At 59.6% G+C, this 26,933-nt stretch carries 34 protein-coding genes; 21 read left to right on the top strand and 13 right to left on the bottom strand.

Features of this window, described 5'->3' with window-relative positions:
• Positions 1-410: 410 nt before the first annotated feature.
• Together EXZ48_RS35110 and EXZ48_RS31315 are read left to right on the top strand one after the other, a co-directional pair.
• Positions 411-578, top strand: a complete 168-nt coding sequence (locus tag EXZ48_RS35110; protein ID WP_023517414.1) for a hypothetical protein — start codon at positions 411-413, stop codon at positions 576-578.
• Positions 579-967: 389 nt separating this feature from the next.
• Positions 968-1,264, top strand: coding sequence for a hypothetical protein (locus tag EXZ48_RS31315; RefSeq protein WP_037406422.1), 297 nt, complete (start codon positions 968-970; stop codon positions 1,262-1,264).
• Between the two features lie 117 nt (positions 1,265-1,381).
• On the opposite strand, the gene EXZ48_RS31320 is transcribed toward EXZ48_RS31315, so the two are convergent.
• The 5 genes from EXZ48_RS31320 to EXZ48_RS31335 all read right to left on the bottom strand — a co-directional run bounded on the left by EXZ48_RS31320 (position 1,382) and on the right by EXZ48_RS31335 (position 4,110).
• The gene (locus EXZ48_RS31320) at positions 1,382-1,675 is read right to left on the bottom strand and encodes a helix-turn-helix transcriptional regulator (RefSeq protein WP_023517265.1); all 294 of its coding nucleotides are present in this window, start codon (positions 1,673-1,675) and stop codon (positions 1,382-1,384) included.
• The gene (locus EXZ48_RS31325; protein ID WP_023517266.1) at positions 1,672-2,025 is read right to left on the bottom strand and encodes a type II toxin-antitoxin system RelE/ParE family toxin; all 354 of its coding nucleotides are present in this window, start codon (positions 2,023-2,025) and stop codon (positions 1,672-1,674) included. Before EXZ48_RS31325 ends, EXZ48_RS31320 begins: the two co-directional genes overlap by 4 nt.
• A gap of 69 nt (positions 2,026-2,094) precedes the next feature.
• A complete protein-coding gene (locus tag EXZ48_RS31330) occupies positions 2,095-3,108 on the bottom strand; it encodes a hypothetical protein (RefSeq protein ID WP_023517267.1) in 1,014 nt (337 codons plus the stop codon).
• 278 nt (positions 3,109-3,386) lie between these two features.
• Complete coding sequence (locus EXZ48_RS35115; RefSeq protein WP_156031941.1) at positions 3,387-3,542, bottom strand: hypothetical protein; 156 nt, start codon at positions 3,540-3,542, stop codon at positions 3,387-3,389.
• 238 nt (positions 3,543-3,780) lie between these two features.
• The gene (locus EXZ48_RS31335; protein ID WP_023517268.1) at positions 3,781-4,110 is read right to left on the bottom strand and encodes a single-stranded DNA-binding protein; all 330 of its coding nucleotides are present in this window, start codon (positions 4,108-4,110) and stop codon (positions 3,781-3,783) included.
• A gap of 594 nt (positions 4,111-4,704) precedes the next feature.
• Between EXZ48_RS31335 and EXZ48_RS31345 the strand changes: the two genes are divergently transcribed.
• Entirely contained in the window at positions 4,705-5,019 is a 315-nt protein-coding gene (locus EXZ48_RS31345) for a helix-turn-helix domain-containing protein (protein ID WP_023517269.1), read from the top strand.
• Between the two features lie 61 nt (positions 5,020-5,080).
• Positions 5,081-5,512, top strand: coding sequence for a hypothetical protein (locus tag EXZ48_RS31350; RefSeq protein ID WP_023517270.1), 432 nt, complete (start codon positions 5,081-5,083; stop codon positions 5,510-5,512).
• 19 nt (positions 5,513-5,531) lie between these two features.
• Here the strand turns inward: EXZ48_RS31350 and EXZ48_RS31355 are convergent, their stop codons facing one another.
• The 6 genes from EXZ48_RS31355 to EXZ48_RS31380 form a co-directional block, all read right to left on the bottom strand.
• On the bottom strand, positions 5,532-5,975 hold the full coding sequence (locus EXZ48_RS31355) for a type II toxin-antitoxin system VapC family toxin (RefSeq protein WP_024270361.1): 444 nt from the start codon (positions 5,973-5,975) through the stop codon (positions 5,532-5,534).
• Entirely contained in the window at positions 5,975-6,214 is a 240-nt protein-coding gene (locus EXZ48_RS31360) for a type II toxin-antitoxin system VapB family antitoxin (RefSeq protein WP_023517201.1), read from the bottom strand. The genes EXZ48_RS31355 and EXZ48_RS31360 overlap by 1 nt, the downstream gene beginning before the upstream one ends.
• 55 nt (positions 6,215-6,269) lie before the next feature.
• Positions 6,270-6,566: an addiction module antidote protein gene (locus EXZ48_RS31365; protein ID WP_023517200.1), complete on the bottom strand. Its 297-nt coding sequence runs from the start codon at positions 6,564-6,566 to the stop codon at positions 6,270-6,272.
• A 145-nt stretch (positions 6,567-6,711) separates the two neighbouring features.
• Positions 6,712-7,491, bottom strand: coding sequence for a hypothetical protein (locus EXZ48_RS31370; RefSeq protein ID WP_023517199.1), 780 nt, complete (start codon positions 7,489-7,491; stop codon positions 6,712-6,714).
• A 657-nt stretch (positions 7,492-8,148) separates the two neighbouring features.
• The gene (locus EXZ48_RS31375) at positions 8,149-8,658 is read right to left on the bottom strand and encodes a hypothetical protein (RefSeq protein WP_051758619.1); all 510 of its coding nucleotides are present in this window, start codon (positions 8,656-8,658) and stop codon (positions 8,149-8,151) included.
• Positions 8,648-9,121, bottom strand: a complete 474-nt coding sequence (locus EXZ48_RS31380; protein WP_130520917.1) for a hypothetical protein — start codon at positions 9,119-9,121, stop codon at positions 8,648-8,650. Before EXZ48_RS31380 ends, EXZ48_RS31375 begins: the two co-directional genes overlap by 11 nt.
• 233 nt (positions 9,122-9,354) lie before the next feature.
• Between EXZ48_RS31380 and EXZ48_RS31385 the strand changes: the two genes are divergently transcribed.
• The 15 genes from EXZ48_RS31385 (at position 9,355) to EXZ48_RS31450 (ending at position 22,954) form a co-directional block, all read left to right on the top strand.
• Complete coding sequence (locus EXZ48_RS31385; RefSeq protein WP_023517195.1) at positions 9,355-9,912, top strand: lytic transglycosylase domain-containing protein; 558 nt, start codon at positions 9,355-9,357, stop codon at positions 9,910-9,912.
• Between the two features lie 49 nt (positions 9,913-9,961).
• Positions 9,962-10,285: a TrbC/VirB2 family protein gene (locus EXZ48_RS31390; RefSeq protein WP_023517194.1), complete on the top strand. Its 324-nt coding sequence runs from the start codon at positions 9,962-9,964 to the stop codon at positions 10,283-10,285.
• A 1-nt stretch (position 10,286) separates the two neighbouring features.
• The gene (locus EXZ48_RS31395) at positions 10,287-10,577 is read left to right on the top strand and encodes a type IV secretion system protein VirB3 (RefSeq protein ID WP_130520919.1); all 291 of its coding nucleotides are present in this window, start codon (positions 10,287-10,289) and stop codon (positions 10,575-10,577) included.
• Positions 10,574-12,985 (top strand): VirB4 family type IV secretion/conjugal transfer ATPase, encoded by a 2,412-nt coding sequence (locus EXZ48_RS31400; protein ID WP_037406370.1) that lies wholly within the window; start codon positions 10,574-10,576, stop codon positions 12,983-12,985. Before EXZ48_RS31395 ends, EXZ48_RS31400 begins: the two co-directional genes overlap by 4 nt.
• Positions 12,978-14,141: a transglycosylase SLT domain-containing protein gene (locus EXZ48_RS31405; RefSeq protein WP_023517191.1), complete on the top strand. Its 1,164-nt coding sequence runs from the start codon at positions 12,978-12,980 to the stop codon at positions 14,139-14,141. The genes EXZ48_RS31400 and EXZ48_RS31405 overlap by 8 nt, the downstream gene beginning before the upstream one ends.
• 11 nt (positions 14,142-14,152) lie before the next feature.
• A complete protein-coding gene (locus EXZ48_RS31410; RefSeq protein WP_024270360.1) occupies positions 14,153-14,869 on the top strand; it encodes a type IV secretion system protein in 717 nt (238 codons plus the stop codon).
• A 6-nt stretch (positions 14,870-14,875) separates the two neighbouring features.
• Positions 14,876-15,049 (top strand): hypothetical protein, encoded by a 174-nt coding sequence (locus tag EXZ48_RS35120; protein WP_023516693.1) that lies wholly within the window; start codon positions 14,876-14,878, stop codon positions 15,047-15,049.
• 4 nt (positions 15,050-15,053) lie between these two features.
• Entirely contained in the window at positions 15,054-16,073 is a 1,020-nt protein-coding gene (locus EXZ48_RS31415) for a type IV secretion system protein (RefSeq protein ID WP_023516692.1), read from the top strand.
• 55 nt (positions 16,074-16,128) lie between these two features.
• Positions 16,129-16,362 (top strand): hypothetical protein, encoded by a 234-nt coding sequence (locus EXZ48_RS31420; RefSeq protein WP_023516691.1) that lies wholly within the window; start codon positions 16,129-16,131, stop codon positions 16,360-16,362.
• Positions 16,363-16,378: 16 nt separating this feature from the next.
• Positions 16,379-16,750 (top strand): hypothetical protein, encoded by a 372-nt coding sequence (locus EXZ48_RS31425; RefSeq protein WP_023516690.1) that lies wholly within the window; start codon positions 16,379-16,381, stop codon positions 16,748-16,750.
• A gap of 154 nt (positions 16,751-16,904) precedes the next feature.
• Positions 16,905-17,639, top strand: coding sequence for a virB8 family protein (locus EXZ48_RS31430; RefSeq protein WP_023516689.1), 735 nt, complete (start codon positions 16,905-16,907; stop codon positions 17,637-17,639).
• Entirely contained in the window at positions 17,636-18,421 is a 786-nt protein-coding gene (locus EXZ48_RS31435; RefSeq protein WP_023516688.1) for a TrbG/VirB9 family P-type conjugative transfer protein, read from the top strand. Before EXZ48_RS31430 ends, EXZ48_RS31435 begins: the two co-directional genes overlap by 4 nt.
• Complete coding sequence (gene virB10, locus EXZ48_RS31440; RefSeq protein WP_023516687.1) at positions 18,418-19,836, top strand: type IV secretion system protein VirB10; 1,419 nt, start codon at positions 18,418-18,420, stop codon at positions 19,834-19,836. Before EXZ48_RS31435 ends, virB10 begins: the two co-directional genes overlap by 4 nt.
• Positions 19,833-20,831, top strand: a complete 999-nt coding sequence (gene virB11, locus EXZ48_RS31445) for a P-type DNA transfer ATPase VirB11 (protein WP_023516686.1) — start codon at positions 19,833-19,835, stop codon at positions 20,829-20,831. The genes virB10 and virB11 overlap by 4 nt, the downstream gene beginning before the upstream one ends.
• Positions 20,828-22,954, top strand: a complete 2,127-nt coding sequence (locus EXZ48_RS31450; RefSeq protein WP_023516685.1) for a type IV secretory system conjugative DNA transfer family protein — start codon at positions 20,828-20,830, stop codon at positions 22,952-22,954. The genes virB11 and EXZ48_RS31450 overlap by 4 nt, the downstream gene beginning before the upstream one ends.
• Positions 22,955-23,029: 75 nt before the next feature.
• On the opposite strand, the gene EXZ48_RS31455 is transcribed toward EXZ48_RS31450, so the two are convergent.
• Positions 23,030-23,800, bottom strand: coding sequence for an SDR family NAD(P)-dependent oxidoreductase (locus EXZ48_RS31455; protein WP_024270359.1), 771 nt, complete (start codon positions 23,798-23,800; stop codon positions 23,030-23,032).
• A 241-nt stretch (positions 23,801-24,041) separates the two neighbouring features.
• On the opposite strand from EXZ48_RS31455, the gene EXZ48_RS31460 reads away from it, so the two are divergent.
• Together EXZ48_RS31460 and EXZ48_RS31465 are read left to right on the top strand one after the other, a co-directional pair.
• Entirely contained in the window at positions 24,042-25,655 is a 1,614-nt protein-coding gene (locus EXZ48_RS31460; RefSeq protein WP_024270358.1) for an RcgA family putative transporter, read from the top strand.
• Positions 25,645-26,652 carry an alpha/beta fold hydrolase gene (locus tag EXZ48_RS31465; protein WP_023517219.1) on the top strand — a complete coding sequence of 336 codons (1,008 nt, stop codon included), beginning with the start codon at positions 25,645-25,647 and terminating at the stop codon, positions 26,650-26,652. The genes EXZ48_RS31460 and EXZ48_RS31465 overlap by 11 nt, the downstream gene beginning before the upstream one ends.
• A gap of 3 nt (positions 26,653-26,655) precedes the next feature.
• Here EXZ48_RS31465 and EXZ48_RS35330 read toward each other — a convergent pair.
• Positions 26,656-26,933, bottom strand: a 278-nt coding sequence (locus EXZ48_RS35330) for a hypothetical protein (RefSeq protein WP_207900559.1), incomplete at its 5' end; no start/stop codon positions are given.

Consider the following 26,933-nt stretch of genomic DNA (forward strand, 5'->3'; position numbering starts at 1 on the left):
GGATGCGCAGCAGCCGAGAAGGACAAGCGATCGTCACCGGCATCGGCGGAGACGGCCGCAGGCTGGCTCCGTGCCCTCGCATAGAGCGCGGTCGACCGGAACGGGCGATGGCCCATAGCACAATCGAAGAAGATCATCGACGGGGAGAAACCGACCGTTACCCACGAGGCTCCGGAAAACCCTACGGCGCTATTGGGGAGCGCGGGTTTCCTCCGCCTGCTCCGCTCACCGGCGGGGCCGGTTCGCTGCGGCCGCGGCCACGCCGTCCTCACGGCGCTGCGGCTGGATAACGATCGGCAGCATCGAAAGACAGGCACATCGAACCGTAGCCATTCCGTGCCGCGAGGACATCCGACACCCTTGACTCCTCCGTGCAAAATGAGAACATATAAAGAACATTGGAGGTTGCCATGCAGACCGACAGCATCGAAAAAGCCCTTGCCGAAGTCGCCGCCTGCCGTGCGCTACGGGAAAAACAGCTCGCTCTTCGCGCAGAAAACCAGCGCAAGCTGGAAGCCGTCGCAAAACCGCTTTACGTGCTGAGAAGCAAAAAGCAGTTGGAACTGCGCCTCCAATGAACGAGGTGCAACAACGACAGGAGCCTGCCGCACGAGACGAGGCCACCGAGGTACTGCGTCTTCATGACGGGAATGCACTAGAAGCGCTGAGGACGCTGATCGCCGAGCGTGACGCTGTCGAGGACCGGCTTGCCATTGCGATACTCGCGATGGGCCGCGGCTTTACCAGAGGGTGGCGTCCATGACCCAGCCACACTCTATCTGGGCAATGCCTGGTACGATGCTGGATCGTTCGAGTGGAATCGTGCCGCGAAGCCGCAGGGATCAGCGGTTAAAGGTGGCGAGAGACCTATAGCCGACGTCCGCTACAATGTGCTGTAATCGCGAACAAGAGCGCAGCTTCAGCCGGTCACAGGGCGAGAGCAACATTGTAGGAGGAAGAAATGGGAATGACCGACCATGAACGCGCTGCATTCGAGCGCTTACTGAAAATCGCCAAAAGCGACGCGGGGCAGTCCCGGCGTGTAGCGTCTTTCATCCTGTCATGGTGGAATGCCAGCAGCCTTGGCGGTTTTGATCTGGCGGACCTATTTGCCGTCGATCAAACGATCGCGGCCGACATGGGAACGATCTTTGTTTGCCTCGGGCGGCAATCGGAACCGTTCTACCCGGAAGATTACGAGACAGAGATAGAGGCGGTTATCGAAGCCTGGCGGCCGGAGATCTGGGCCGAAAGCCAAAAGTGAACGGCGCATTTCGGGCGGGAAGGGAGTACGAGGGGAGGGGCTTCGGGGCTCCCCTCGGACCGCACTGCGCCCGCTCGACGCGGGCGCCGCGCGGCAGTCCGCCAGTCCGACGCCGTGTTAAACGAGTTCCAGGCGTAGCGTGCGCCCAACCGCATTGGCAGCGCGCGTGAGAACGGCGAGCGTAACGCCCTGGTATTCGGGATCAAGAAGCCGGTCGAGCTGCGACCGGCTGGTGTGCAGGCGCTTCGCCATTTCGGCCTTGCCGATGTTCTGCTCCTTCATCGCCTGCTCAAGCTGGAAGGCCAGCACGCGCTTGATGGCGTGTTCCGTCGTCTCCTCGTAGGTGCCCTGTTCCTTCAGGAAATCCTCAAAGGAGTCACCAAGAGAGCCGCGTTCGATGTCCTTGCTCATTTCAAACCTCTCATCCGCTGTTCGGCCAGCTTCAATTCGGGCTGCGGCGTTTTCTGCGTCTTCTTGATGAAACCGTGCAGCAGGGCCATCTGACCGTCATGCACGCAAAACAGAACGCGGGAAATCCGCCCGCCCGGAAGATTGGTTCGGATTTCCCATAGACCGTTGGTGCCGCTCATCGGCCGGCAGAGCGGCATTCCTATCGGCCAACCAAACTCGGCCGTCCTGATATCGTCGCCGACGATCTTGCGATCCTCCTCGGACAAGTCCAGAAGCCATTCCCGCACGGGTTGGCGTCCGGACTCCGTGCGGTAGAACTTCGCCGGCAGTTTCTTCACATGATCGATCATCGCGGCGATGTACCATAGATGGTACTTCGCCGCAACGATTGTCAAGGGCCAGGAGAGGCGAGGGGCGCTTTACGCGCGCCCGTCCTCATCCTGAAGCTGCTTGACGACACGCTTTGCCGCCCACCGGCCGTTCTCGTTCAAATGGCGCTGCCATGCACCATAGGAGGGAGACCAGCGAAAGCCGTTGGCTTTCAGGAGGCTGCGCGTCGCATCATCGGGCTTGTCGGGGAAGAAAAGCTGGATCCGCGCCGCCTCGGTATTCTCGACGATCTCGATCTCCCCGAGGCTGGTTTCCACCTTCGTCTCAACGTCGCCGCGGTCCTGCAACTGCTCCAGGGAAGCGAGACGGTCTTGCAGGCGTCGGATTTCCGCCCGGTCAAGCGTGGTGTCAAATTTCACCGGCATGCGGAAGGTCTCGGCGTGCTGCAAGGCGCGGCCGATAATGTGGGTTTCAATGTCGGTCTGCTCGACCACGGCGCGGATAATGTCCGCCATTTCGGCTTTCCGCGCCCGCATGGTGCGGATGATCCGGTTCGCGGCCTTCGCCTGCTCGCAATCGTTCTCCAGTCCGGCAATCTTTTTCCTGATCTTGTCCAGGGCTTCCGGATCATTCGAGCGGATGGCCTCGCCCTCCGTGCCGTAGGGGAAGGCATGGCGCTTTGCAGCCTTGCGGGCCTTCGTGTCGTGCTCGCGGATTTCGGCGCTGCGCGCATCGGCCGAGCGCTGGCGCTTCTCGTTGCGTGCGACCGGGAAGTTGGCCGATCCGGTGACGAACCAGCTCATGCAACGGCTCTCCGCCGCCCAGAATGCGCGGGTGATCGCCACATGCTGAATGGCGAACATCTGCTTTTCGTCCACGGCATTGAAGCTGGCCGCAACATCCTCCCGCGCGGCGAGCTCGTCCACATAGTCGCCGAAGGTGTTGATGCGGATGGCAAGGTCGGACAGCTCGCCGGCCGCGCGCCGTTCCGGGAAATGGCTCAAGGCGTCAAAGCTGCTGGTGATGCTCGCGGCGGTGATGCTGGTCGCATAGCTGCCGACCGTGACGACAAGGGTGTTGTTTTCAACGATTGCTATAGTCATGCCCGTGATCCTTTACGGTTTCGCCGTGGGCGGAGCCTTCTTCCTTTGGTCCGAAGGACGTGCCCACACGTCCTCGGGACGAAGGGAGGGGGCGAAGACCGCTCCCGGCAGGGCGGCGATCCGGTCATGGGTCGGCCGGGGCAAAAATCGGAAGGTTCGGCGCGCAGCGGTGAAAGCCGATTTTTTCGCCGGGCGACAGCGCCCTTGGGCGCGCTTGCCCGTTGGCCGGATCGATGGCTGTCGTATGAGCGGAAGGGAACATGCGGCCCGCGCGCGGGCTACAGTGCCGGATGCGCAGCAGCCGCAAAGGACAAGCGATCGCCACCGGCATCGGCGGAAACCGCCGAAGGCTGGCTCCGTGCCCTTTTGGCATAGAGCGCGGCCGCCCGAAGCGGGCGGTGGCCCATGGCAATACCGAAAAAGGTCATCGACATGGAAAAACGACCGTTATCCACGAGGCTTCGGAAACCCTACGGCCATTTGGGGAGCGCGGGTTTCCTCCGCTTGGCTACCGCTTGCCGGCGGGGGCCGGTTCGCTACTGCCGCGGCCGCGGATAACGATCGACAGCACCGGGAAAAAGCACTACGGAAAGAGAATGCCGCCGGGGTGAGCGGCGGCATTCAGGCAGGCAGGTGCAGACAGGGGAGGAGGGCTGGGCACCCGCCCAACGCTTATGCTTGACTATGCGCCCTGCTCTTTGAGATCAGGTTGAAGAGCTGGGCGATGACGTCCGTCGCATAGACCTGTTCGCCATCCTTTTCGTAGCTGCTATTGGAGATCCGCGCCTCGACATAGACGAGATCGCCCTGGCCGACATTTTCCTCGATCCATTTGGCCTGATTCTTGTCGAGGACCGTGACCTGGACCCAATCGGTGGCGCTCTTCCGCTCCCCGTCGGCCTGCCATTCACGATTGGTCGCCACATTCACCTTCAACGCATTTTTCAGCGGTATGATGTTTCCGACGTGGCCAAGCAGAGTATGCCGGTTAACCGTACGCATGGATTAAACCTTCCTTAACCGAGAAAAACCGTTTATCTGTGGAGCTCGAACCAATGCCGCTCGGTTTGACCAGAGGTGTCATTCTTGATGTCGAAGTAATATGGCTCTGACCTAAGCGGTCGGGATATGGAGACCGTTTGTATGCAGCTCCGCTGCCGATCAGAACTGTAGAGACCGTGCGTTTTGCCCTGGCAAATGTTGACTGCCTTGACGCAGAGATCGCCCTCCCGGGCGAAACCGTCGCCGTCCCTCCTGCTTCCGACCCGGTAGCCCTCCGGGCACTCCGCATATCTCTCGTGGCCCGGCGAACCCGTTCCCGCCTCGGGGCAAGTCGGCCAATCAAAGCCCGGTTTTTTCATCGCGGATATGAGACGCGTCATTGGCGGGTGACAAGCGGGGACGCCCCTCCAGGATGGGTTGGACGAGGATGCGCACAGCAGAACCTCGCACCCCCACTCGCTTGCAGCTACGGGCGCGGGAAGCACCGCGGTCGTCAAAAACAGTCCGAGGACGATATGTGAAGGCATGGCTTTCGCGAACATCGGCAATCTTCTCATTAAACCCAGTAACGAGTAAATTATAGTTTATCCGACAATGGCGAGCAAGCGCAAGAAGGCTGACACCGAGCTTGGGAAAATGATCCTCCGAAACATGGCGATCGTCATGGAACGAGAGCGGGAACGACGCGGCCTGACAAAGAGGGAGTTGGTGGTGATTTGCGAGATCACCCCGCCCTATTATTTCAGCATTCTTGATGGAACGGCGAATCCCTCGCTGCAGGTGATGACGCGGATCAGCACCAATCTGCAGGTGCCCCTGCACGAGTTGATGACCGGCAGCAAACTCAGCGACGACCAAATTCAGCTCTTCACGACCCCGAACAGGGGCACCGAATTGCAGAAAGAATAAACAATAGTTTATCATCGACCGCGAACAGCCGATACTGCGATCGGCCTGAAAGGACGATGATATGAACCGCAAGTATCCGCTCACCGCCGCACTCTTTCTCACCTCGGCCACTGTGAACGCGGCGGACAATCCAATGTGGCGCGCCGGCCTCTCCTGGTCCTGCTCATTCTCGTCGGTCATCCTTTGTGAGCGCTCTATCGATTGCGATGCTACCAAGGAGACGGGGGAGCTCGCGCTGGATTATCGTGAAAACCGCCTGACGGATCAGAAGGGCACGGTTCACCCGATCAAGCGCCACTACGTCCAGACGGTCGCCGGCAGCCCGATCGGAAGCGAGGTGAAGATCGAACTCAATACGAACGAGGTGATCTGGCTATCACCGGCTGACGGGTCAGGGGTGTTTTCCGACAACTGGATCGGGGCGATGCTTTCGCCGAAGACGGGCGTGGTCGTGCAGGAGCTGAGGCCGTTGATCTGCAAGCCAAAAGAATAGCTGGCAGCCTATCGGTCCGCTAGTGGCTCTGCCAGCCGAGATCCGTATAGCTGAAATCGTCGCCCTTATAGGCGATGCGCGTCCGATAGGCCCGCGCGCAGGCATAGGTGAAACAGTCACCCATATTCAGCTTGGCGGGATGGTTCATGATCTTGCCGTACTGTTGGGCCGCATCGAGCGCCTTGGCCCCGACGTCCCCGGAAATCATCGCTTCCTTGCACTCCAGATCAGAAATGAACTGCTCGACGAGGCGGCGCGCCGTGTCCATCATCTCAGAGGTCGCAGGCTTGTCCCGGCCGGCAACTCCAGCCAGACGCCGGGTCAGGGACAGCGTCGCCTCCATGCGCACGACGGCCGACACATAGTAGGGACCGCCGTGTTGCTCAAGCCGATCGATCAAGCTGGAGGCGTCCTCTTCCTCGGCGAGGATAGCGACGACGACCGAGGCATCGACAAAGAGCATTAGCCCTCGCCCCACATGTCGTCGGTTTCCTGCTTGTGGTTGCCGGGGGCAAAGGGTCCGGCCTCGCGGGCCATGGCGAGGGATTTTGCAAGGCGCTCGCGGACGGGCAAGGCGGCCTTCCGTTTGGCGATCTCATGCTTCAGCGCGTCCCTGACGGCGTCCACCTTGCTGGTTTTGGTGATGCTGATAAGCTCCTCTGTGAGCCGATCGATCTCGGGATCCTTGATATAGAGCGGCATGGCAGCATATCCTTTCTAGGATATGTTAATATCCTATTTTTCATATCCTCGCCAGCTAGGCGCCGAACTTTTCAAAGGACAGCCTGACGCCCAGCGCCCGCACAATTGCGACCACTTCAGGGAAGGACAGGTCGCCACAACCATCCTCGCTGAGCGATGTTTCAAGTCGCTCGCGCGTTAGCCCAGTTTGCTCCGCGATTGCCGACATGCCCTTGGTATGAACGACCTCACAAAGGGCGCGCGCAATCTTGCCGACATCCTGTGTCCTGAAGGCTTCATCCAGGAAGGATGCGATCGTCTCACCGGACGTAAATCCTTCGGGGGAAGCAGGGGTGGTTGGTTCCTCATTCATGGCTGTCGACCAGCATAGGCCATGGTGCTGCTACCATCAATCACCCGCAAGATTCCATCGCATATTGTTACGTTATAACATATCGCATAAGACATATTATGGAACTCACCCAGCATCAAAGCTACGCAGAAGCACCAGATCAGGCCTATCCAGTACCAATTCGTCCTCCGCAAACTTCCGTGTCATCATGCCAGCAGGCGGAAATTGAACGCACGATCTCCCCTTGTTTGAACATGGTCGTAAGAGTGAATCTCTTTATGTCGATCATGGGGATCATATTTCTGAGGGGGGTGCCCGGATAACCGCAACCAGGTGGGTCACTCGGCTTTTGCAAGCGATAAGCTGAGCGCGCTTTCAGCCATCGGATCCAGCGCCCGCACACGATCCTGATTGTGTTGGGCCGATTCCAGAATCCGTTGATGCGGTTTTCGGAGACGCTGATCAGGCCCATCCGCGCAGCATCACGAATAGCGTAGCGCGCCGTTGTGCATCCGACGCCCGCGCGCGCGGCGATTTCAGGCAGCGACATATTCGATTGTCCGCGATCCGCTACCGCCCGGGCAATGACCGACAGCACCGCGAGTTTGCTGACGGTGAAGGCTTGGGCCAAGCAGGTCGGGATAATGCAATCCTTGGCGACAGATCGACGGCGAAGCCAGGATGACGCCCGCTTGTTCGACGGAATCGCCGGCCGGCGGTGACGAACGCATTCCGTCGCCCGCGCCACGCGAATTCCCACGCTGATCGACTTTCGCTGGTGCTCGATCACAGGGGCCAGATACTCCATTTCGTCGTCGGCGATAAACCCCTCGCCGTTCAAGACCCAGGCCGCTTTCGCGCAGTCGTCGACTTGCTGCTGCGTCCGAGCACTGAGCAGGCGCGTCAATAGGTTCGGCCCATAGGCCGTCCGGATCGTGGCAAGCATGATCTCTCCATCTTCATTGACTGATCGGGGAGAAATCGGAACGCGAGACACACGTATCCGTGGCAAGAATTAGCTTGCGGCGGCGGCGTCGATGTGCGAAAAAAACAGTGGCTATAAGACTTTTGCGCACATTCGTGTGTCACTCGACCCGTCTCTCCGAGGCGGGTTTTATTTTGTCTACGGCATAGGACCTCCGTTGCTCGATTCCTGGCGAAGCGAGTCACAACAGTAATTATATTTTACACTTTCACCAACGTTAAAGCTGCTTCGCCGCGAAAACGCCGCTTTTGACTCGTGTAGGAGTTGCGCGCCCAATGGGCTGGCGGAATCAAATCCGCCCGTTCCGCCATCACCTTATCGAACGCTGCTCCGCCATACTCCGCGAACAGGGATCGAATGATTCCCTCATCGTCCGCGCTGTGCGACGGGTACAGGAAAGGATGACCGCAAATGGCCAATGAGAGTGCCGCCGAACTCGTGCGATTCCTCGCGGAGGAACTTCGACGCCGAGGAACGATGCTTCCTGAATTCGCGGAAATTACGGGTATTGCGGAAGAGCGGCTGGAATATCTTCAGTCTGGCGCCTGGCATCGTCTGACGGTCAAGGAAATCGGCACGATCGCGGAGTCCCTCCAGGTCGACCTCACGACCATTTGGTCAGCGCTTGTCGAGAAGCATGGAGACGGGATGGGTGAACCGCCCCGCCCATAGCCCGCTTCTGTTATCCTTGGCGATTGATTCGGCAACCGCATAGGCAGCGGAAACCGGAGCGCCTGAAGGGTACGCGGCGGCAAATGCAACGCCAGAGGATATGAGCGCGGTCCCGACGTCGACAGTGGCGTTATCGAGCTGGGCGGCGCAGACGACAAAGGACGCATCGTCATTGGCGCGGCCGACGGGCTGGCAACCAATCGAACCGGTCGAAAAAAGCGCTGCAAGGGACGCAATCGACTGCATGCCGCAATCGCTTTCCGTTTCATCGGGAGCATGGTAGGCCGTTCCTCGAATGCACGCTTGCACGCCGAACAGCCTGAATTTCCGGCCTTCGTATTGCCAGCTATCGCCTGTTTCAAAACTAACGGCCGCGGGAAACGAGATGGTTTCCTCCTGCGCCCTCGCCGTAGTCGCCAGCAGCACCGCCATGATAACCGGAAGCTCAATCCGCATTCTGGAACCCCATCGATCGTGAAAGCGATTGCGATGCTTCAAGGTCGGGGCGGCGGGAGCGCCCGTCCTGCGTCCGCCCGATCGCCGCGAGACCGAGAAAGACCATGCTGTCGTCGTCATTGACGGTTTTGAACGGCTCGCCATTGCCCCCGACAAGGACGAAGCATGACGCCGGTATGGTCTCGCCATCGGCCGGCATCAGCACGAGGGTTTTGCAGAGGACGACGCTGCCACGCCTGTTGTAAATCGCGTCGGCATAGTCGCGCGCGGCGTCGGTGCAGCTCCAAGACTGCACACGGTTATAGATCACCTTGTCCGTCGGACAGGCGGTCAGGCCGCGCAGAGCGATCTTCAGGCCCGCGATCGTTCGCTCGACCGGACCCTCAATTACGACCTTCCCGTCCAGCCTTGCCACAGACCGCGCGACAAGCCTTCCATCGGCGTCAAAGCGTTCCAGCACCAACGTCCTCACCCCCTCTTGTCGGTACTGGCGAAGGTAGTTTGGCGAGGGTTCCCCATAGGGATTCTCATCCTGAGAAATCGCGAAACTCGCGCCACCTATCAAGAGGCAGGCGGCAATGGCCGTAACCTTGAGTTGTTTGTGCATAGCGGAAAAAGCCATTTCTGAATTGACAGGGGAATCCCATACGAATTAACTATAGTTTATTCTCTGATGCGGCAACCCGGACAATCGAATTGAAAACCACCCTCCTATTCCTCCTCATCTCCACCTCGGCGATGTCCGCGCAAGCATGCGAGTCAGTCGATGCGGACCGCGTTCTCGAGATGGTGCGGACCATCGCCACCGAAGAAGAGCTGGACCCCGATCTGGCGCTCGCCGTGGTCGACGTCGAGAGCGCCGGCGGCAAGCACCAGGTCTCCGACGCAGGTGCGGTCGGCATCATGCAGCTGATGCCGGAAACGGCGTCCGACTATGGCGTGACGGACCGTTGCGATCCGGAGTCGAATATCCGTGCCGGCGTCCGCTACCTCAAGAAGCTCTATGGCGAGTTCGACGATCCCCTGCTTATGCTCGCCGCCTACAACGCCGGTCCCGAGCGGGTCTATCGCAAGGGCGGCATTCCCGAATTCAACGAGACCGCCCAGTACATCGTCAAGGTGATGAACCGCTGGAAGCTGACCGCAAAGGCGTCGGCGGCGGAAGAACGGCGCGGTGGCCACAGTGCTCGCAAGGAGACGGTCGCGATGGCCTCATCGCCCTGGCGCGACGAGCACGTCTGGACGGCGGACTAGCGTGGCCCTCCTTCCCCATTTCATCCTCCCAAGCATGAAGGACATTCGAATGAGCATTTTCCCCATCATGCCGCGTCCAGCCGGCAAGACCGCCCTATCGCTGGCAATACTCGCGACTTCAGTCACGCTGGTTCCGGAATTCGCGCACGCACAGTCGGCTGCTCCAGTCGAAAACATTCTTGACTGGGGTGTCACGGTTCTGCAGGGCAACGTCGCAAGATCGTGCATGATCATCGCTGTTTGCGCCATGGGATTCCTGTTCCTCACCGGCCGCATGGCTTGGCAATGGGCCTTCTCCATCATCATCGCCATCGGGATCATCTTCGGCGCAGGTGATTTGGTCGACGCAATGCGTTCATCCGCGGGCATGTAATATGCGCGATGATGCACCCGACGTTGAACCGCTCATCCTGCCGCTGACCCGGCCACCGTTGTATTTCGGGGTCGATATCATCGTCTTCGTGATCAACGGAATGTTCGGGATCATCCTCTTTATCGCATCGTCGAATTTTCTCGCGCCGCTGGTCGCCCTGCCTATCCATTTTATCGCGCTCTACCTCTGCCAGCGGGACATCCACATCGTCCGCGTGGTGCAGGTTTTCCTGTCGATGCGCCGGGCGATCCGCAACAGACACTTCTGGAAGGCGGGGAGCTACACCCCATGAACATCGTCAATCACGATTTGAAGTTCGGACGCGAACGCGAACGCGATCTGGGGATCGGGATCCACGTCCCCTACCTTCGCCATGTCGACGAGGAAACGGTCGTCACCAAGTCCGGCCTGCTGCTACAGGTGATCCGACTATCCGGTCTCCCCTACCAGACCATGGACCAGGCCGAGATCAACGCGCGCCTTGCAAACCGTAACATGACGGTCCGATCACTCGGATCGTCGCGTTTCGCGCTCTATGCCACCATCATCCGACGCAAGATTGCCCCGGCCATCGAAGGCGATTTCGACAATCCCTTCGCCGACGAATTGAACGCCCGCTACATGGACGGGCTGAAGCGCCGGACGATGTTCGTCAACGAGCTGTACCTGACGGTGATCCGGCGCCCGATGACCGGGCGCGCCGGCAAGGTCGACCGCATGTTCGATGTCTTCCGCATGGCGGACAATGAGGTCGAGGCCAGGGGCGAGGCACTGCGCGACCTCAAGGACATGGTCTCGGGCATCGCCGGCGACTTCCGCTCCTATCGCCCGGAAATCCTCTCCTGCGTCACCCGCGACGGCGGCCTCTATTCCGAGCCCGCCGAATTCTTCGCCAAGATCCTCGCCGCCGGTGACGAGCGGTCGATGCCCCTGCCCCGTATGTCGCTGGCCGATTATGTCGGGACCGGCCGGATCATGATTGGGCGGAAAGCTGCCGAAATCTGGTCGGCGGACGGTGCGACATCGAAGGTTGCGGCCATGGTGTCGATCAAGGAATACCCGCCGATGACGACGCCCGGCCAGCTCGATGGACTGCTGCGCCTGCCCTACGAATTCATTGTCACCCACTCTTTCGCGCCGGAAGACCGCACGACGGTCACTGAGGCGATCTCCACTATCAGCCGACAGATCGCGAACTCCGACGACGGCGGCACGGCGGTCGAGGACGATATCGAGACAGCGCGCGACCGGCTCGCCTCCGGCGAGGTCGTCTTCGGCAAACATCATATGACGGTCGCGGTACTCGAGCGCGATCTTTCACGGCTGAACCGTGCCGTTGCCGACGTCACCGCGGAGCTGGCGCGCATGGGCGTCGTCGCCGTTCGCGAAGACCTCAATCAGGAAGCGGCATGGTGGGCACAACTGCCTACCAACTTCTCCTACATCGCCAGGCAGGGCCTGATCTCGTCGGTGAATTTCGCCGGGCTCTTTTCTGCGCACAATTTCCCGTCCGGGCAGACGCAAAAGGTCCATTGGGTACTGCCGATCTCACTGCTGGAGACCACCAGCCAGACGGCCTACTTCTTCAATTTTCACGAGGCAGATGTCGGGAACTTCACCGCAATCGGTCCGACTGGCTCGGGCAAGACCGTCGCCCTCTCCTTTCTGCTCGCCCAAGGCATGCGCGTCCAGCCTCGCCCGCGCTGCGTCTTCATCGACAAGGACCGCGGCGGCGAGATCTTCGTGCGCGCCATGGGCGGGCGCTACGAGCGGCTGTCGCCGGGCGAGCCGACCGGCTTTGCGCCGTTGCAACTCGAAGATACGCCCGCCAACCGGAGCTTCGGCAAGACGCTGATCTCCTATCTCGTCACGCCGGCGGACCGCGTGCTCAATGCCGAGGAGATGGCCGTCATCTCCGATGCGGTCGATAGTATCTATACCGACTTCGAGCGGCCTCAACGTCGACTAGACATGCTCACCGAAGCCCTGAGTGGGCGCATGCGGTCCGGTATCGGCGATCTTGCCGACCGGCTGAAGGAGTGGACCACGGGCGACAAGGGCTGGCTGTTCAACAATCCGGCCGACAGGCTGGATTTCTCGGGTTCCGTGATCGGCTTCGACATGACCGAGATTCTATCCGACAAGCGCACGCGATCTGCGGCCCTGCTCTACATGTTCCACCGCATTCAGGAGATCCTCGACGGCCGTCCATCGATGATCTTCCTCGACGAAGGCTGGCGCCTGCTCGATGACGAGGTGTTCTCCGGCTTCATCAAGGATTGGCTCAAGACCATCCGCAAAATGAACGGCATCGTCGGGTTTGGAACGCAGTCGGCCGCCGACGTGGTGCGCTCCGATCTGCGCAACACGATCATCGAACAGACGATGACCAACATCTTCTTCCCGAACGCGTCCGCCGACGAGGAAAGCTACCGCAAGGCGTTCGGGCTGTCGGAAAAGGAATTCCGCTTCGTGAAACAGGCGGACAAGGCCAGCCGCACCTTTCTCATCAAGCATGCGCAGGACTCGATCATCGCCCGGCTCGATCTGTCGGCGATGCCCGATCTGGTGAAGGTGCTTTCCGGCCGGCCGGAGACGGTGCGCGAATGCCAGACGCTGCGCGAGACTTATGGTGAGGCGCCGGCGGCCTGGCTCCCCCACTTTTGCGGCTGGACCATCCCGGAGGCGACCGATGCGTAGAGCGATCATTCTTCTGCTGTCGGCGACAATGGCCGGCGCGCCAGCGCCGTCGGCATGGGCCGATATTCCGGTCATCGACGACGATGTGAAGGACAAGCGCGCCGAGGACGAGGAGCATTCGAAGAAGGATACGGAAACTCAAGGTCAGCAGCTCGAGGAGCAGGAGGTCACCAACTGCAACATCTCCCAGAAGGAGAAGAACCGGCGGCTTTACCGCTCGCCGGCGCAGGCGGTGAAAGAGGACGCCAAGAACGTCGAGCTCATCAAGCACTATGCGGAGAAGTATAATGTCCCGGTGGGCCTTGCGCTATCGGTGGCGCATGCGGAGTCGGGGATTTCGACGTGCTCGGGATCGCCGACCGGTGTCAAGGGCGTGATGCAGCTGACGAAGCGGACCGGCAAGGGCATGGGCTTCGACCGCGACATCAACGAGGAGAATATCGAGGGCGGCGTCAAATATCTTGGGCTCGGGGTCAACAAATGCGGCAGCACCGACTATGCCTGCCTTGCTTCCTGGTACAACGGATCGACCGCGGCCGAGCAGAAGAACTGGGCGGGAAAAGTTGGGCGGAACCACACCTGGTTCAACGCCTATGCCGGCGGCTCCAATATCGAGGACATCTCCTCACCTTCGTATAAATCCTATGTCGACTATGGCTCGGGGGCGACGCGCAGCTCGAACAGCGCCGCGGCCGGCGCGGTCGACCGGGCTGTCTCGGGCATCGACGCGAGCTCGGCGCGCGTCCAGGAGGCAGGCCGGCGTATCGATGCCCTGTCGGCGTCCGTCGGCGCGTCGGAAATTTACCAGGATGCCTGGGACGACAACACGCAGGCCCGCGCCGTCAATGCCGAACTCCTCAACAACCTGATCACCGCCCGTAATCTCTTCAACGAGCTGCTGCAGGCGCGCATGCAGATGCGGCTTTCGAAAACATCCGAGACCGCCAAGACCCTGAAATCCGACAGCAAGGTCAATCCCTATAGCTGCGATCCGGTCATCCTTGAGGCGATGAAGGTGCCGCGCGAGGATTGGCCGCGCTGCGCGGTGGTCGCGGCCGCCGACGCCGACAGCGAAATCCTGTCGTCCGGCGGCACGGATCGCTCGGTCAGTGACAATCTCTCATCCATTCAGAATGCCGCCAACGCGGCCGATTAAGGGGGTTCTCCATGAACAAGCTTCTCGTCGCCACCGCCGCCTTCGTCTTCGCGACGCCGGCGCTCGCCGACATTCCGGTGATCGACAACACCAATCTCGCCATCGCTAAGAAGAACGCCGAGAACACCGGCGAGATCATGAAGACCAACACCAACATCCTCGAAAAGACCAAGGAGATCCTCGGCGCCCTGTCCGGCAGCCGCGACGGGTCGATGGGCATTTCCTCGACTGGCCTCGGCGGCAATATGTCGGTCTCGGCCGCGCCGTCCTTCTCGTCGATCATGAACGGCGGCACGCTGTCCTTCGGCGGGCTCGGGTCTGACGCGCAGAATATCGCCGCCACGCTGATCAACGGCCTTCAGCTCGTCAAGCAGGTCAAGGCGGTCATCGACGGTGACGATGCCGGCGCGATGAACAACGCGTTTTCCGGCGCGGTCAACACCGTCGCCCTGCTCTCCGCGCTGACCCAGCAGGCGACGAAAGGCGTGACGCAACGCGAGCAATCGCTGCAATCGGCCACCGGCCAGATCGGCTCGGCCGAGGACGTCAAGGGTTCGGTCGACGCCAACACGCGCATGCAGCTGGAGACGGCGCGCACGATAAACGAGTTGATCGGCGTCTCGAATGGTGCGGTCTCAGCGCTCAACACCGAGATGCAGATGCGGCTGACGCAGCAATCGGAGACCGCCAAGATGCTGCAATACAAAGACGTCAACCCGTTCAAGTGAGGCCGCATGCGTTTGCTCGTTGCCACGATGCTGGCAGGCCTCGTCCTGCTCGCCGGTTGCCAGACGAAGGGCGAGAAGAAGGCCCCCTGCCCGCCGATATCGGGTTATGCGCCCGCCGATGACCTGTGCGGCCCGGCGATGCCGGTCAACGACGCCTTCGCGCCCGTGCTGAAGGAGTGAGCTGTTGGCCGCGACCACGATCATCTCGGACATCTTCTCCAAGCTCGACGCCATCGGCGAGACCTTCATCAAGAACGCCTATGACGGTCTTGCGCTTCAGGTGAATGTCCTGTTCGGGGCGATGCTCACCCTCTATGTCATCTGGTGGGGCTACATGATCCTCGCCGGTCGGGAGGGGTTTTCGGTACCGGATGCGGCCTGGAGGCTCGGACGCGCCTTTTTCATCTACTATATGGCGACAAATTGGGGAGCGTTTTCCGCCACCCTCTACAAACTTGTGCAGGCCGTTCCGAACCTGATCTCCGACACGATCATCGAGTCGATCGCCGGCGCCGGCGGTATCCTTGATGGTGGAACGGATGACACGACCGGCGTCGTGAAGATCCTCGATGCCGTGTTCGAGACCGCAGGTAAGGTCTATGAGCAGGTGGCGACCGGGACGTTCGAGTATGTCGGCGCGTTGATCGGCGCGGTGGTCTTTGTCGTCGCGATGATCTTCATCGCCGTCGCAGCGGCCGCAATCCTCGCCGCCAAGCTGATGCTGTTCATCACGCTGGCGCTTGCGCCGGTGTTCATCATCCTGGCGCTCTATCGCTGGACCTTCCGCTTTACCGACGGCTGGTTACTGCTGATGGTCAACCTTATGGTGACGCAGACCCTGATGATGGCATTCCTCGCCTTCCTCTACCAGCTCATCGAACTCGCCATCAACACGGCTAACAACACCGCGACGGAAAGCAAGCTCTCCTATGTCGCGCCATTCGTGATCGTCTGCCTGCTCGGGATCGTGGTGTTCCGTTTTATTCCGTCCTTTGCAAGCGCGATCGTCGGCGGCATGCCGCTTGGCCAGGGAGACACGCCAGCGCTCGGCGGCTGGCGCTCGACCCTATGGGCGACACGGCAGGTTACAGGGCGAGGCAGAATCATGTCGGCAGGACTTGCCAAGCGCCGGACCGCCTCAGACGTGAAGGCCGCCCGAGCGAGAGCGATCCAACGCGAGACCGAGAAAAATGGTCAACTTTGAGGTGGAAGATGCCGGCCGGGAGAATTAAATATAGTTTCGACACAAGGAGACCGGTATGCAGAATCTCGATGAAGCTCGGCGCCTGAACGGCGCCATGCACGAGCAGATCCGGATCAACGAAGAGATCGCGGAGCAATCCAAATCTGACGCGAAACCAGGGGAAGCCAAGTGGGCCATACTCTTCATCGCGTTCGTCATTCTCATCAAACCGATCGCCGACTATTGCATCGATCTCTACAACACACTGGCCGGCTACGCTCAAAGCCTCGGCGCATTGTTCGGTTTCTGAGAAAGGAGGCACCACAGTGAAGAAAATCGTTTCGACGATGGTTGCGCTTGGCCTGTTGATCCCCGGCGCAGCGTGGTCGCAATCTCATAGCTCTATACTGCCCGTGCTGACCGGTGCCTATGCGCCCGCTGAAGGCGGCTGCGAAGCGGCGGCCGCCGCGTTCATCTACATCGAGGATATGGCCATCGGCGCCAACAAGACCACCGGCAAAGTTCTTTCCGTCAAACAGGACGGCGGCTCCTATGTTCTCGATGTCCTATGGATCGAGGCCGGATCCGACGAGGCAGAAGGCGATCGCGATACCGTCAAGATCGACGTGAAGGATGATCGTTCCTTCTTCTTCTCCAACACGGCGTCCAAGAAAACGCTGATGCGCTGGTGCAGCTAAGACATAGTTCGGCTGCACCGAGGAGCTGAGCGCTCCCTGAACCTAGGCTTTGCGGATTGATCCTGACACCGACCTGCTCGGTTGAGGAGATCGCTCGGCCATAAGAGTAAACTATAGTTTCTTTTCCGCCATCGGCGATCACCGGATACCCCAGATGACCAACGCAGAGCCAGCCGCAAATCCGCCGGAAACCCCGCCGATCGATCTCACCGCCTATTGGAAAGCCGGCGCATCCTGGGAGGCCGAGCTTTATCGCAAGGAGCGCCGCTCGCGAAAGATCGCCTGGACGGTCGCTGCCGCCGCCGGCATCTCCACGCTGCTCAGCCTGTCGGCGCTCAATCTCCTCGTTCCGTTGAAGCAGTTCGAGGCCGTGGTCGTGATCGCCGACAAGACCACCGGCTTCGTCGAGGTCGCGCGTTCCTTGGACGAAAGCAAGCTTTCCGAGAACGATGCCGTCAAGACCGCCAACGTCGTCCGCTATATTCGGGCGCGCGAGACCTACGACCCACGGGCGCTGAAGGACAATTACGATCTCGCCCAGCTCTATTCGACCGGGCAGGCCGCGGCCGACCTCCGCCACGACTTCGAGCCGTCGAACCCGCAGTCGAAGGATAAGGTGCTCGGCCGCAACGCGCGCGTCGCAGTCACGATCAAGTCGGTCTCGTTCCTTAATGCCTCCACGGCGACGGTCCGCTTTTCCACCGAGACCCGCCGCGACAACACCCTGCGCCGCGAGCACTGGGTCTCCGTGGTTCGCTTCCGCTATACGACCGCGCCGTTGAAGAACGAATATCGCTTCGACAATCCGCTCGGCTTCCAGGTCGTCGAATATAGGCGCGACCAGGAATCGTTGCCGGAAGTGCTGCCAGCGGACAGGGCGGCTCGATGATGCGGAAGTCTTTCCTCGCCCTCGCAGCGCTCACGCTTCTCGCCACCACGACCGCCTCGTCCGCGGCCGATCCCCGTATCCGCTACATCACCTTCAACAACAATGCCGTCGTCACTGTGCCGGCCGGCCTTGGTGTCTCCACGATGATCCAGCTTGGCAGCTCCGAGGTGATCGAGACCATCTCCGCCGGCGACACAGCAAGCTGGTCGATCGTGCCGAAAAAGGGCTCCGGCATCCTATTCGTAAAGCCCCTGCGCGAAAATGCCGAAACCAACGTCAACATCGTCACCAACCAGCGCGTCTATGCATTGCTGCTCCGAGGCTCTGCGGCGGCCGACCTGCGCGCCGCCTTCCAGGTGCGGTTCAAGTATCCTGATGAGGACGTCAATGCCCGGCTGCTGGCCGCCGCGCAGGAGAGCGCCAAGGATCCGTTGCTGAAGGATCTCGATCCGAACCGCCTGAACTACGATTATGTCTTCAAGGGCGACACCAGTCTCAAGCCACGCGTCGCCTTTGATGACGGCACGCATATGTATCTGGAGTTCCCCGACGAAATCCCCGCGATCTTCGTGGTCGAGGGTAAGCGTCAGGAATCGCTCGTCAACCTGCGCACGCAGGGGAAATATGTCGTCGTCGACAAGATCGCAGCGCAGTTCACGCTGCGCGCCGGCGACAAATGGCTCTGCCTCTATAACAGGCAGGCCAATCGCCAATCCTTCGACCTCATCGAGGACGCCTACGGGCCGAAGCGCCTCGGCCACAAAGAGGAGCGCCAGCGGTGAGCAAGATCGACTTCGACAACCTCGATGGGCAAAGCAGCGTGGCGAGCGACCGCAATGGCCGCCTCGGAAAGCTGGCCTTACCGCTCCTCCTTGTCGCCGGCGTCGGCGTGCTTGCCTATGTCAACTGGCCCGCTGGACCGCAGAATCCGACTGTGACGGACGGAAACGGCGAGACTTTCGAGACCTCCAATTCCAGCATCCGCAATTTCCCGGATGAGCCCGTCAAGCAGGCTGCCGATCCAAACCTCGTGCAGATCCCCGTCGAGGAAAAGAACCCCGTCGATCCTGCAACGGTCGATGTCAAGGTCAACGAGGGCGACGATCTTGAAAAGCTCCGCGAGATCGAAGAGGCGCGTCGCCGCGCCGAGGAAGAACGGCTTCGGATGGAAGAAGCGCGCCGGCGGGCCGAAGAAGAAGCGAGGCTTGCCGAGCTGGAGGCCAAACGCCGGGAGGAGGAGGAAAAGGCACGGTGGGAGCGGCTACGCTCCGAACAGATCGTGCTTGACGGCTCGGACCGGGAGACACTCTCCGGCGACCAGGCGGTAAGCATTGCCGACGATGGCCAGCTCGTCGCGGTTCCCGGCGCGGAAAGCGATGCCAACAAGGCGTTTCTCGCTCAGTCGGAAAAGCAGACGGCCGGCATCGTGAAGGCAACCCGCTTCGACCGCACCGACGCACTCGTCGCACAAGGAACCATGATCCGCGGCTTCCTCGAGACGGCGATCAATACCGACCTGCCGGGGATGGTGCGCGCCGTCGTGCGTGAGGATGTCCGCTCTCTTGATGGCGGCCGCATCCTCATTCCAAAGGGCTCGCGCCTGATCGGGGAATACAAGTCCGGGCTGGTGCGGGGCCAGAAGCGGATCTTCATCGTATGGTCCCGCGTCATTCGCTCGGACGGGGTCTCTGTCGAGATCGCCTCTCCGGGAGCCGACCGCCTCGGCCGCGCCGGGCTCACTGGCGAAATAGACACGCATTTCTGGGAGCGGTTCGGTTCTGCGATTATGTTGTCGGTGATCGGCGGCGCGGCGGAATACGTCTCGTCCCTCGGCAATACCGCCTCGGAAAGCGCACGCTCCATTTCGACCGTCGATCCCATCACCGGCGCGGTCACGACCATCACCACCGAGCCGAGCCGCACGGCCACCGAAGCACGTTCGATCGCCGCCGAGAAATCCTCGGCCATCCTTCAGGACATTGCAAACGAGGCTTTCAAGGAAAGCTCGAAGATTCCGCCGACAATCTATGTCGCCCAGGGCGAGTCCATCATCGTATTTCTGCGCCGCGACCTCGATTTCTCCACTTTCTATGCCGATCCGGTCCGGCAGGAGATGATGCGGCTGAAACGCGGTGGGCAAATCCGGCGCAACGTCGATCCAACGCCCTACTATCCTGTCGCGCCGGTCTACAAATGAAGCAGTTTCCGTTTCTCGACAAAGCGCTGGAGCGGCTGAAACCGTTTCTGTCGGATGAGCGCGTCTCGGAGATCTCCGTCAACCGTCCAGGTGAATTGTTCATCGAACGGCTCGGCGTTGGCGGCATGGAGCGTATCGTCGATGCGCAGTTTTCTGCCGATTGGATCAGGACGCTGAGCGAGCGCGTCGCCGGCTCCACCAACCAGGTCGTCAACGACGAGCACCCCATCCTCTCAGCTTCGCTCCCGACCGGCGAACGTTTCCAGTGCGTGCTGCCGCCGGCGGCGCCCGACGGCGGCGCGATCTCCATCCGCAAGCAGGTCATCCATGACATCGGTCTGGAGGTCTACAAAGACCGTGGTGCGTTCGAGGACACCAAGGTCGGCCGCCAGTTGACCCTTTCGGCGGCTGAGGAAGAGCTTGCCGCCATGATGGAGGGCGACGTCGATGCGATGCTGTTTCTCAGGACGGCCGTGCGCTCGCGCGTCTCCATCGCCGTGTCCGGCGGCACGTCGACCGGCAAGACCACCTTCCTCAATGCTCTGCTCAAGGAGGTTCCGGAGGAGGAGCGCATTGTCACCATCGAGGACACGCGCGAGCTGAAGCCGATCACCCCGAACACGGTCGCATTGCTCGCCTCGAAGGGTGACCAAGGCCGCGCCAAGGTCACGCCGCAGGAATTGCTGGAAGCGTCGCTGCGCATGCGCCCGGACCGGCTTATGCTCGGCGAGCTCCGGGGTGCGGAGGCATTTTCGTTCCTTCAGGCCATCAACACCGGCCATCCGGGCTCGCTCACGACGGTCCACGCCAATTCGGCACGTTCGGCCTATGACCGTCTGGCGCTGATGGTCCTGCAGAGTGGAGTTGCGCTCGAGAAGCAGGAAATCATCGATTACCTGAAGGAGGTGATCCCCGTCGTCGTCCAACTCGCACGCAATCCGGACGGGCGGCGCGTCGTCTCGGAAATAGTGTTCACCAAGGGGGACAAGCTGTGAGCCCGGTGATCTTGCTGTTCGGATTGGTCATCGCCGCGGCCATCGCGGCATTCGTCGCCTCCCTCGCCTATGCCGGCCTGTATTACGCCTTCGATAACTCGACCTGGATGTTCCAGGCGCTGCAAGACGATCTGCTGGCGTCCTATCGGGCGGCGCGCCTCGATCTCACCGCCGGCGACTGGCGGCGGCCCGCGATCGCAGCCGTCGCAGGCATGATATCCGGCGTTGCAATTCTCATCGTGGCGGTGACTGGCAAGAAGAAATCGACGGATGCACGCTTCCTCAGCACGCTTGAGGCCCGCGCCCTCGGGCTCACCCGCACGGGCGGCGTGTTCGTCGGCCGGATCGGCGGCAGCCTGGTCAAGGTCCCGGGCGGCTTCACGCAGCGCGGGTCAGGCCGGAGGCGGTTCATGAAGCCCATACTGTTCGGCGGCAAGAAGCTCTGGATCGATGGCGATGACGTCGGTGGCTTCGTGATCGGACCGCCGCGGTCAGGCAAAGGCGCATCGCTGATCGTGCCGAATTGCCTGCTCTGGCCTGATAGCATCGTCGTCCTCGACATGCGCGGCGAAACCTATGAGGCGACGGCAGGCTATCGCTCGAAATTCTCGCGCGTGCTGCGATTCTCGCCGGCGGATGAGAATGGCGACACGGAATGCTATAACCCGCTGGATTTCGTGGCCATCGATCCCGATCAGCGCGATATCGACATCAACTCGATCGCGACCGCGCTGCTGCCGACGCCCAAGGGCGATGCCTACTGGATCTCCGATGCTCGAGCGCTGTTCGCCGGCGTCACATCCTGGGTGCTGGAAAACCCCGATATTCTCGACAAGGACAAGAACCTCGGCACGGTTCTCAATGTCGTCGAAGGCGGCGACCAGCCGCTGCGCGAATGGTTGGAGGAGGTCGCCAATCCGGAGCTTCGCGCCGCCTGGATCAGCCCCTTCACCTATACCACCCTCGCCCGCTTCGCCGTGATGGCCAGCAAGCAGTTCGACGGGGTCTATGGTTCCCTCGCAGCCGCCGTGCGGCCCTTCAAGAACAACCGCATCCTGCGCGCGACAGCACGGTCAACCTTCGACATCCGCGCGATGCGGCGCGAGAATATGAGCCTCTACCTAGATTTCCGTATTCAGCAGATCGCCTCGATCGGGCCGATTTTCAATGTTCTGATGGTCCAATTCATGGATTACATGTCGCGCAACATGATGGCGCGCGGTGAGCGCCGCGTGCTTGTGCTGCTTGATGAATTCCAGAATCTCGGCAAGCTGGAAAATGCCCTCACCGTCGCCACCGTCCTCGGCGGTTATGGCATTCCATGCTGGTTCTTCGTCCAATCCCTGCGCTCAATCGACAACGTCTACACCCGCGAGGGACGGCAGACGCTGGTAAACTCGGCGCGCGCGCAGATCTTCCTCGGCGCTCAGGATCCCGAGGATCAGCGCTATGTCTCGCAGCTCCTCGGCGAGCGGAAGGAAGTGACGGTCGACAAGGCGGTTTCGACAGGCGTCACCCTGTTCGATCGCAAAGGCGCGACCATGTCTCACAAAACCACGATGCGTCCGCTCATGCGACCCGATGAGCTTGGCGCGATGAGCGAGACTCGATGCATAATCAAGCTGCGAAACCAGCAGCCCATATTCGGTGTGCGCAATTTCTACTATGCTGATGGCGAGCTGATGAAACGCGCATGGCTGCGGGGGCAGCCACCCAAGGTGGACCCTATCATCGGCACAGCAACGACTTTCTCCGAAGGAAATCTCAGGGGCACCTTATGCTCGGATCGCCCCGCTCCTGTCCACCCGATACCGGGAGCGAAATTTTCTACAAAAGCTCCGAAGGTTACTGCGCCGTCTTCTCCGATTGCGAAACAGCCTCAAGCCGTTCTCGATAGTGCAGTCGAATCAAGAAGGGCAGAACATAAAAAGGGAGATACCGCAGGGGGTGTCGCCGCCGGCGGGCCGGACTTCAAAACTGCCTTGAAAAAGAGCGCGGAGCGAAGGGCCGAAGCAGAGAAATCACTCGATAAGATAATCGCCGTTTTCGAGAACGCTCCGTCGAAGAAGCGGGAAGCCAAAAGGGCGCAGAATGAAATCGCGTCGGTGTTTTCCGACGAGTGACCCAATCACTGCCGCATGGGCGTCGGACAAAAATGCGCCGCCCGTCGCCGCTAAATCCGCGACGAAACCTACGGATTAACGGATGTGACTTCCACCGTTGACGTCCAGGGTCGCACCGTTCAGCGAGTCCTGGCCGTAGCGCAGCACGAACGCGACAAGTTCCGCAACTTCCTTCGGTTCCGCCATGTCACCGACAGGGATCTCGTCCACCGCCGCTTCTTCGCCTTGCGTGGCAATGAAGTGCTCGGCCATGCCTGTGCGCACCAGACCTGGGGCGATACAAACCGCCGATGCGCCTTCACGACCGAAGCTGCGAGCAATTGATTTAGTGAGATTGATCATGGCCGCATTGGCGGCACCATAGGGAATGGATTCAGATGCACTACCACGCTGGCCGGCGCGACTGGCGATGTTCACGATGCGCCCTCCTCCTTCGGTTCTGAAATGCTGGATTGCCTCCTTGCAGAGATCAGCGGCGGCAAAAAAATTTACCTGGAACTCATTCTGCCACGCCGCTCTCCATTCGCCGGGCGAACTCTCTATGGAAATTTCGGTGCGGATACCCGCATTATTGACGAGACCATGAACACGGCCCGCAAAATCTACCGCTTTTCGCCAAAGCGCGAAAGGCCCATCAGATTCGGATAAATCGGCCTGCAGAACGAGGCCGTTCCCGTTGATCCGGGCCAATAGCGACTCCGCCGCATCCTCATCCTTGCAATAGTGAATTATCGGCCGTGCACCCTCCAACGCAACGCGTTCGACTATCGCCGCGCCTATGCCGCCTGAGGCGCCAGTGACCAAGACCGTCTGTCCAAGCAAAGGCTTATCAATTTGCCGCTCCATCGCCTCAATCACCTTTCGATCATTTAGAGTTTAAGCCCACGAGAAAACACAATCTTTCGTAAAGTACCGCTCCGCGCGGCGTGACCGGCCCAGGATCCTCAACGAGGTGGGCGACTCAAATCCGGAAGCAGCCCGCCCTGTTGTGGGTCCACATCCGTGGAAAGTGTCCTCAGTTTGTGGATGGAGGCACGACAGGACACGAAATTGAGTGAAACGAAACGAAACGCGAGGCGGCAAGTCCTTGTTGAGCAACGGAAAGTTTTTTTACCCCCCGCCGAAGGATGGGAGCGATTTCAAAGAACTTTTCAAACGATTGGCTGCGGCGGGGGCGGGAAGACCGTTGGGAACTGACGGATTTCCAGCAGGACCATGGACGCCGGAGCTTCTTGCAGAGGCGATTTCGGAGATTGATTCGAACCGAGTGGGTGTCGACCTACGTACGGTGCAGCTTTGGTTCCAGGAAAATGATAAAGGGATCAGCCCCGCCAATATTCGGTGGCTGGCACGGATTTTTGGGTGCGATGACCCGATAGCTATCAGTGAATGGCAGATGGAACTCAGCGCGGCGCAATCTCGACTAACCGTCAAGAGGAGAGAGGGGAGAAGGGCGACAGGAGCAGCCGTTTTGGAAGCACTGGCAACTGCGCCGACCGAGACCGAGATTCGCGAGACGGTGTCCTCAACCGCTATAGCGCAGGATGCCCATGCCAGCTGGGGAGAAAGCTCGTCAGGTCTGGCGATCAGATCCGAGGCTCTTTTCAGTTGCGGGTCTCCCTTGAATTTGCCTGCGGCTGTGTTCGCTGGCGCCGCCGCTCTCGGCTTTCTATCCTATGTGACTGGCGTTCACAGCGTAGGTTTCGAAAGGATGGATGGGGTGGTCAAGCAGGTCGGGTTCCTCTGGGCGCCCAACTGGACCGTCGTTTTCATGATGCTCTTGCCACTATTTCTCATTTTTTCTGTCGAGCTTTTGCTTTTTTGGAAGATTGAGGGGCGGCTGAAGCTTACCCCTCCGTGCAACCATGCCGACAGCTTTAGCGCATGGGCGCGTAATGTAGAGAATTCATCGTTTATCTATTGGGCCGTTTTCTTCATTTGCTTCATTTTCGCAGGAGTAATACAGTGGATAGAAGTATGTTTAGTCCCCTTGTTGAAAGGCGGCGGCGCATACGCGATAGACTGGGGGAAAATAGCAACCGTACGTCCGGACGTCATATCCGTGCAGGAGGCAATTCTATTCACAGGACTCGCTTACTTGTACATGGCGATCTGTTTTTATCTATTCTTTTCAGGCCTAATTTTGCTTTACACAATTGTTTATGATTTCTCGATACTCGTAAGAACATTGAAAGGCGGGCCGGATGATGATTATCAACACGCGATCAATGAAGCAGGCTCGAAGATAATATCTGGAATTTTCCGGTGCACCGTATTGGGGATTCTGATTGCCATATGCATGAAGGGCCAAAGTTCTTATCTGACATCGACCGGCGAGAACGTCGCGGCGTGGTTGATCAACGACATGTATTCAGCATTGCAAGGGCGCAACAATATAGTCGCCGGGATCGGATACAGAATGCCAACTCACTATAGTAGCCTTCTTATCGTTATCTCGACCTGTTTTGTTTTCTCAATAGCATTTGTTCGCTTAGGGGTCTGCGGTCACCTTCGAAAGAGGTTACGGACAATGTCGATTATCGTTGCGTTGCTCGTTGCATCCTATCTATCAATCGGTGCGTTTTCAGGATTCTCTGTCCTGTTGGGATTATCAGTCCTTTCCGCATTTTATGGTCTACTTAACCCAGGGTTCGGAAAACTGCAGACGAGTGATTTGGGAGCAAATGTGAATGTATCATAGTTGGCTTGATTGTTGGGATGAGCGACGGGCGCAACGTGGTGAGGAGGCTAAGAATGCGAAAGATTTCTCACTCAACGCAGAGCTTGCCTTTCCTGGTGCGGGGAGGATCGAAAGTATCGACGAGTTCTGTGTTCTTGCCGATCAGGCCGTAGCTGATCACAGTTTCTTCGACGTACCCCAAGAGGGCGTCCAGCAGTATCGGCGACGCGAAGAATGGCTCACGTTCCCCTCGGACATCACGACAGATATTGACGAAAATAATGTGGTTTGGGCTAAGATTACTGAAAGCGGGTCGCTCAATCATGCACTTGTCGTTTTCCATCACTGGAATGCGAGGGAGCGCAATAGCCAGCTCGCCAGGGTCTTTTCCAAGTGTGGAATTACAGTGATCGAGATCGCCATGCCTTATCACTTCGAGCGCGCGCGTCCGGGCTCGTCGTACGCAGACTACATGCTTAGCCCGAGCTTGGGGCGAACGATCCAATCTGTTAGGCAGGGCGTACTGGATGGGCGAAAGCTCATTCGTTGGCTAAAGGGCGAAGGCTATAAACAAATATCTGTCCTCGGTATGAGCCTCGGATCATGGTTCGGAGGCCTTGTCGCCGCCCACGACTTGAACGTATCGAAAGCCTCATTGTTTCTGACGGCTGGGAGCCTGGCAGACATGGTTTGGACCGGCCGCGCGACACGCGCCATACAAGGTCGCCTTGAACCTCATATCAAACTCGAAAACCTAAGAAGAGCTTGGGCGCCACTCAATATGGAGAACTACGCGCATAACCTAGCAAGACCAGGCCTCGATCTCCACATTGTTGCAGCGAAGAGAGATCGAGTAGTATTGCCGAGGCTAGCGGATAACTTCAAGCGCAGACTGGCTGACGCTGGCGCCTCCCAGAGTATTATTCATTTAAATTGTGGTCACTATTCACTCGCACTACCGCCATACATTCTATTAGCGGGATGGAGCTTAAAGCAGTTTCTAGCTCATCCTCGTTAATAGTCAGGGGTTCAGATCAGGGCGGCCGTTTTTAGTCCAAGCCTTTTGGTCCTCCTTTGGAAAGTTCCTGTGCTGCGATTCCGGTTCGGTCTCCCATTTTTTCTTGAGATAATCGAAGGTGTTAACGCCTGTTGGTTTCCACGCAGAACTGAGCCGGTTAGGCGCATAATTTCCATTGAGAATTGAGCCATGTGAACCTTCCCCCAACGCGGTGAGCGACGGGGGCAACGGAGTGATCCACATGGGACTTTTAAACATCATCCGTCGGATGGCGCTGCGCG

The sequence above is a fragment of the Shinella sp. JR1-6 genome (genome assembly GCF_004284735.1).
Lineage (GTDB): Bacteria > Pseudomonadota > Alphaproteobacteria > Rhizobiales > Rhizobiaceae > Shinella.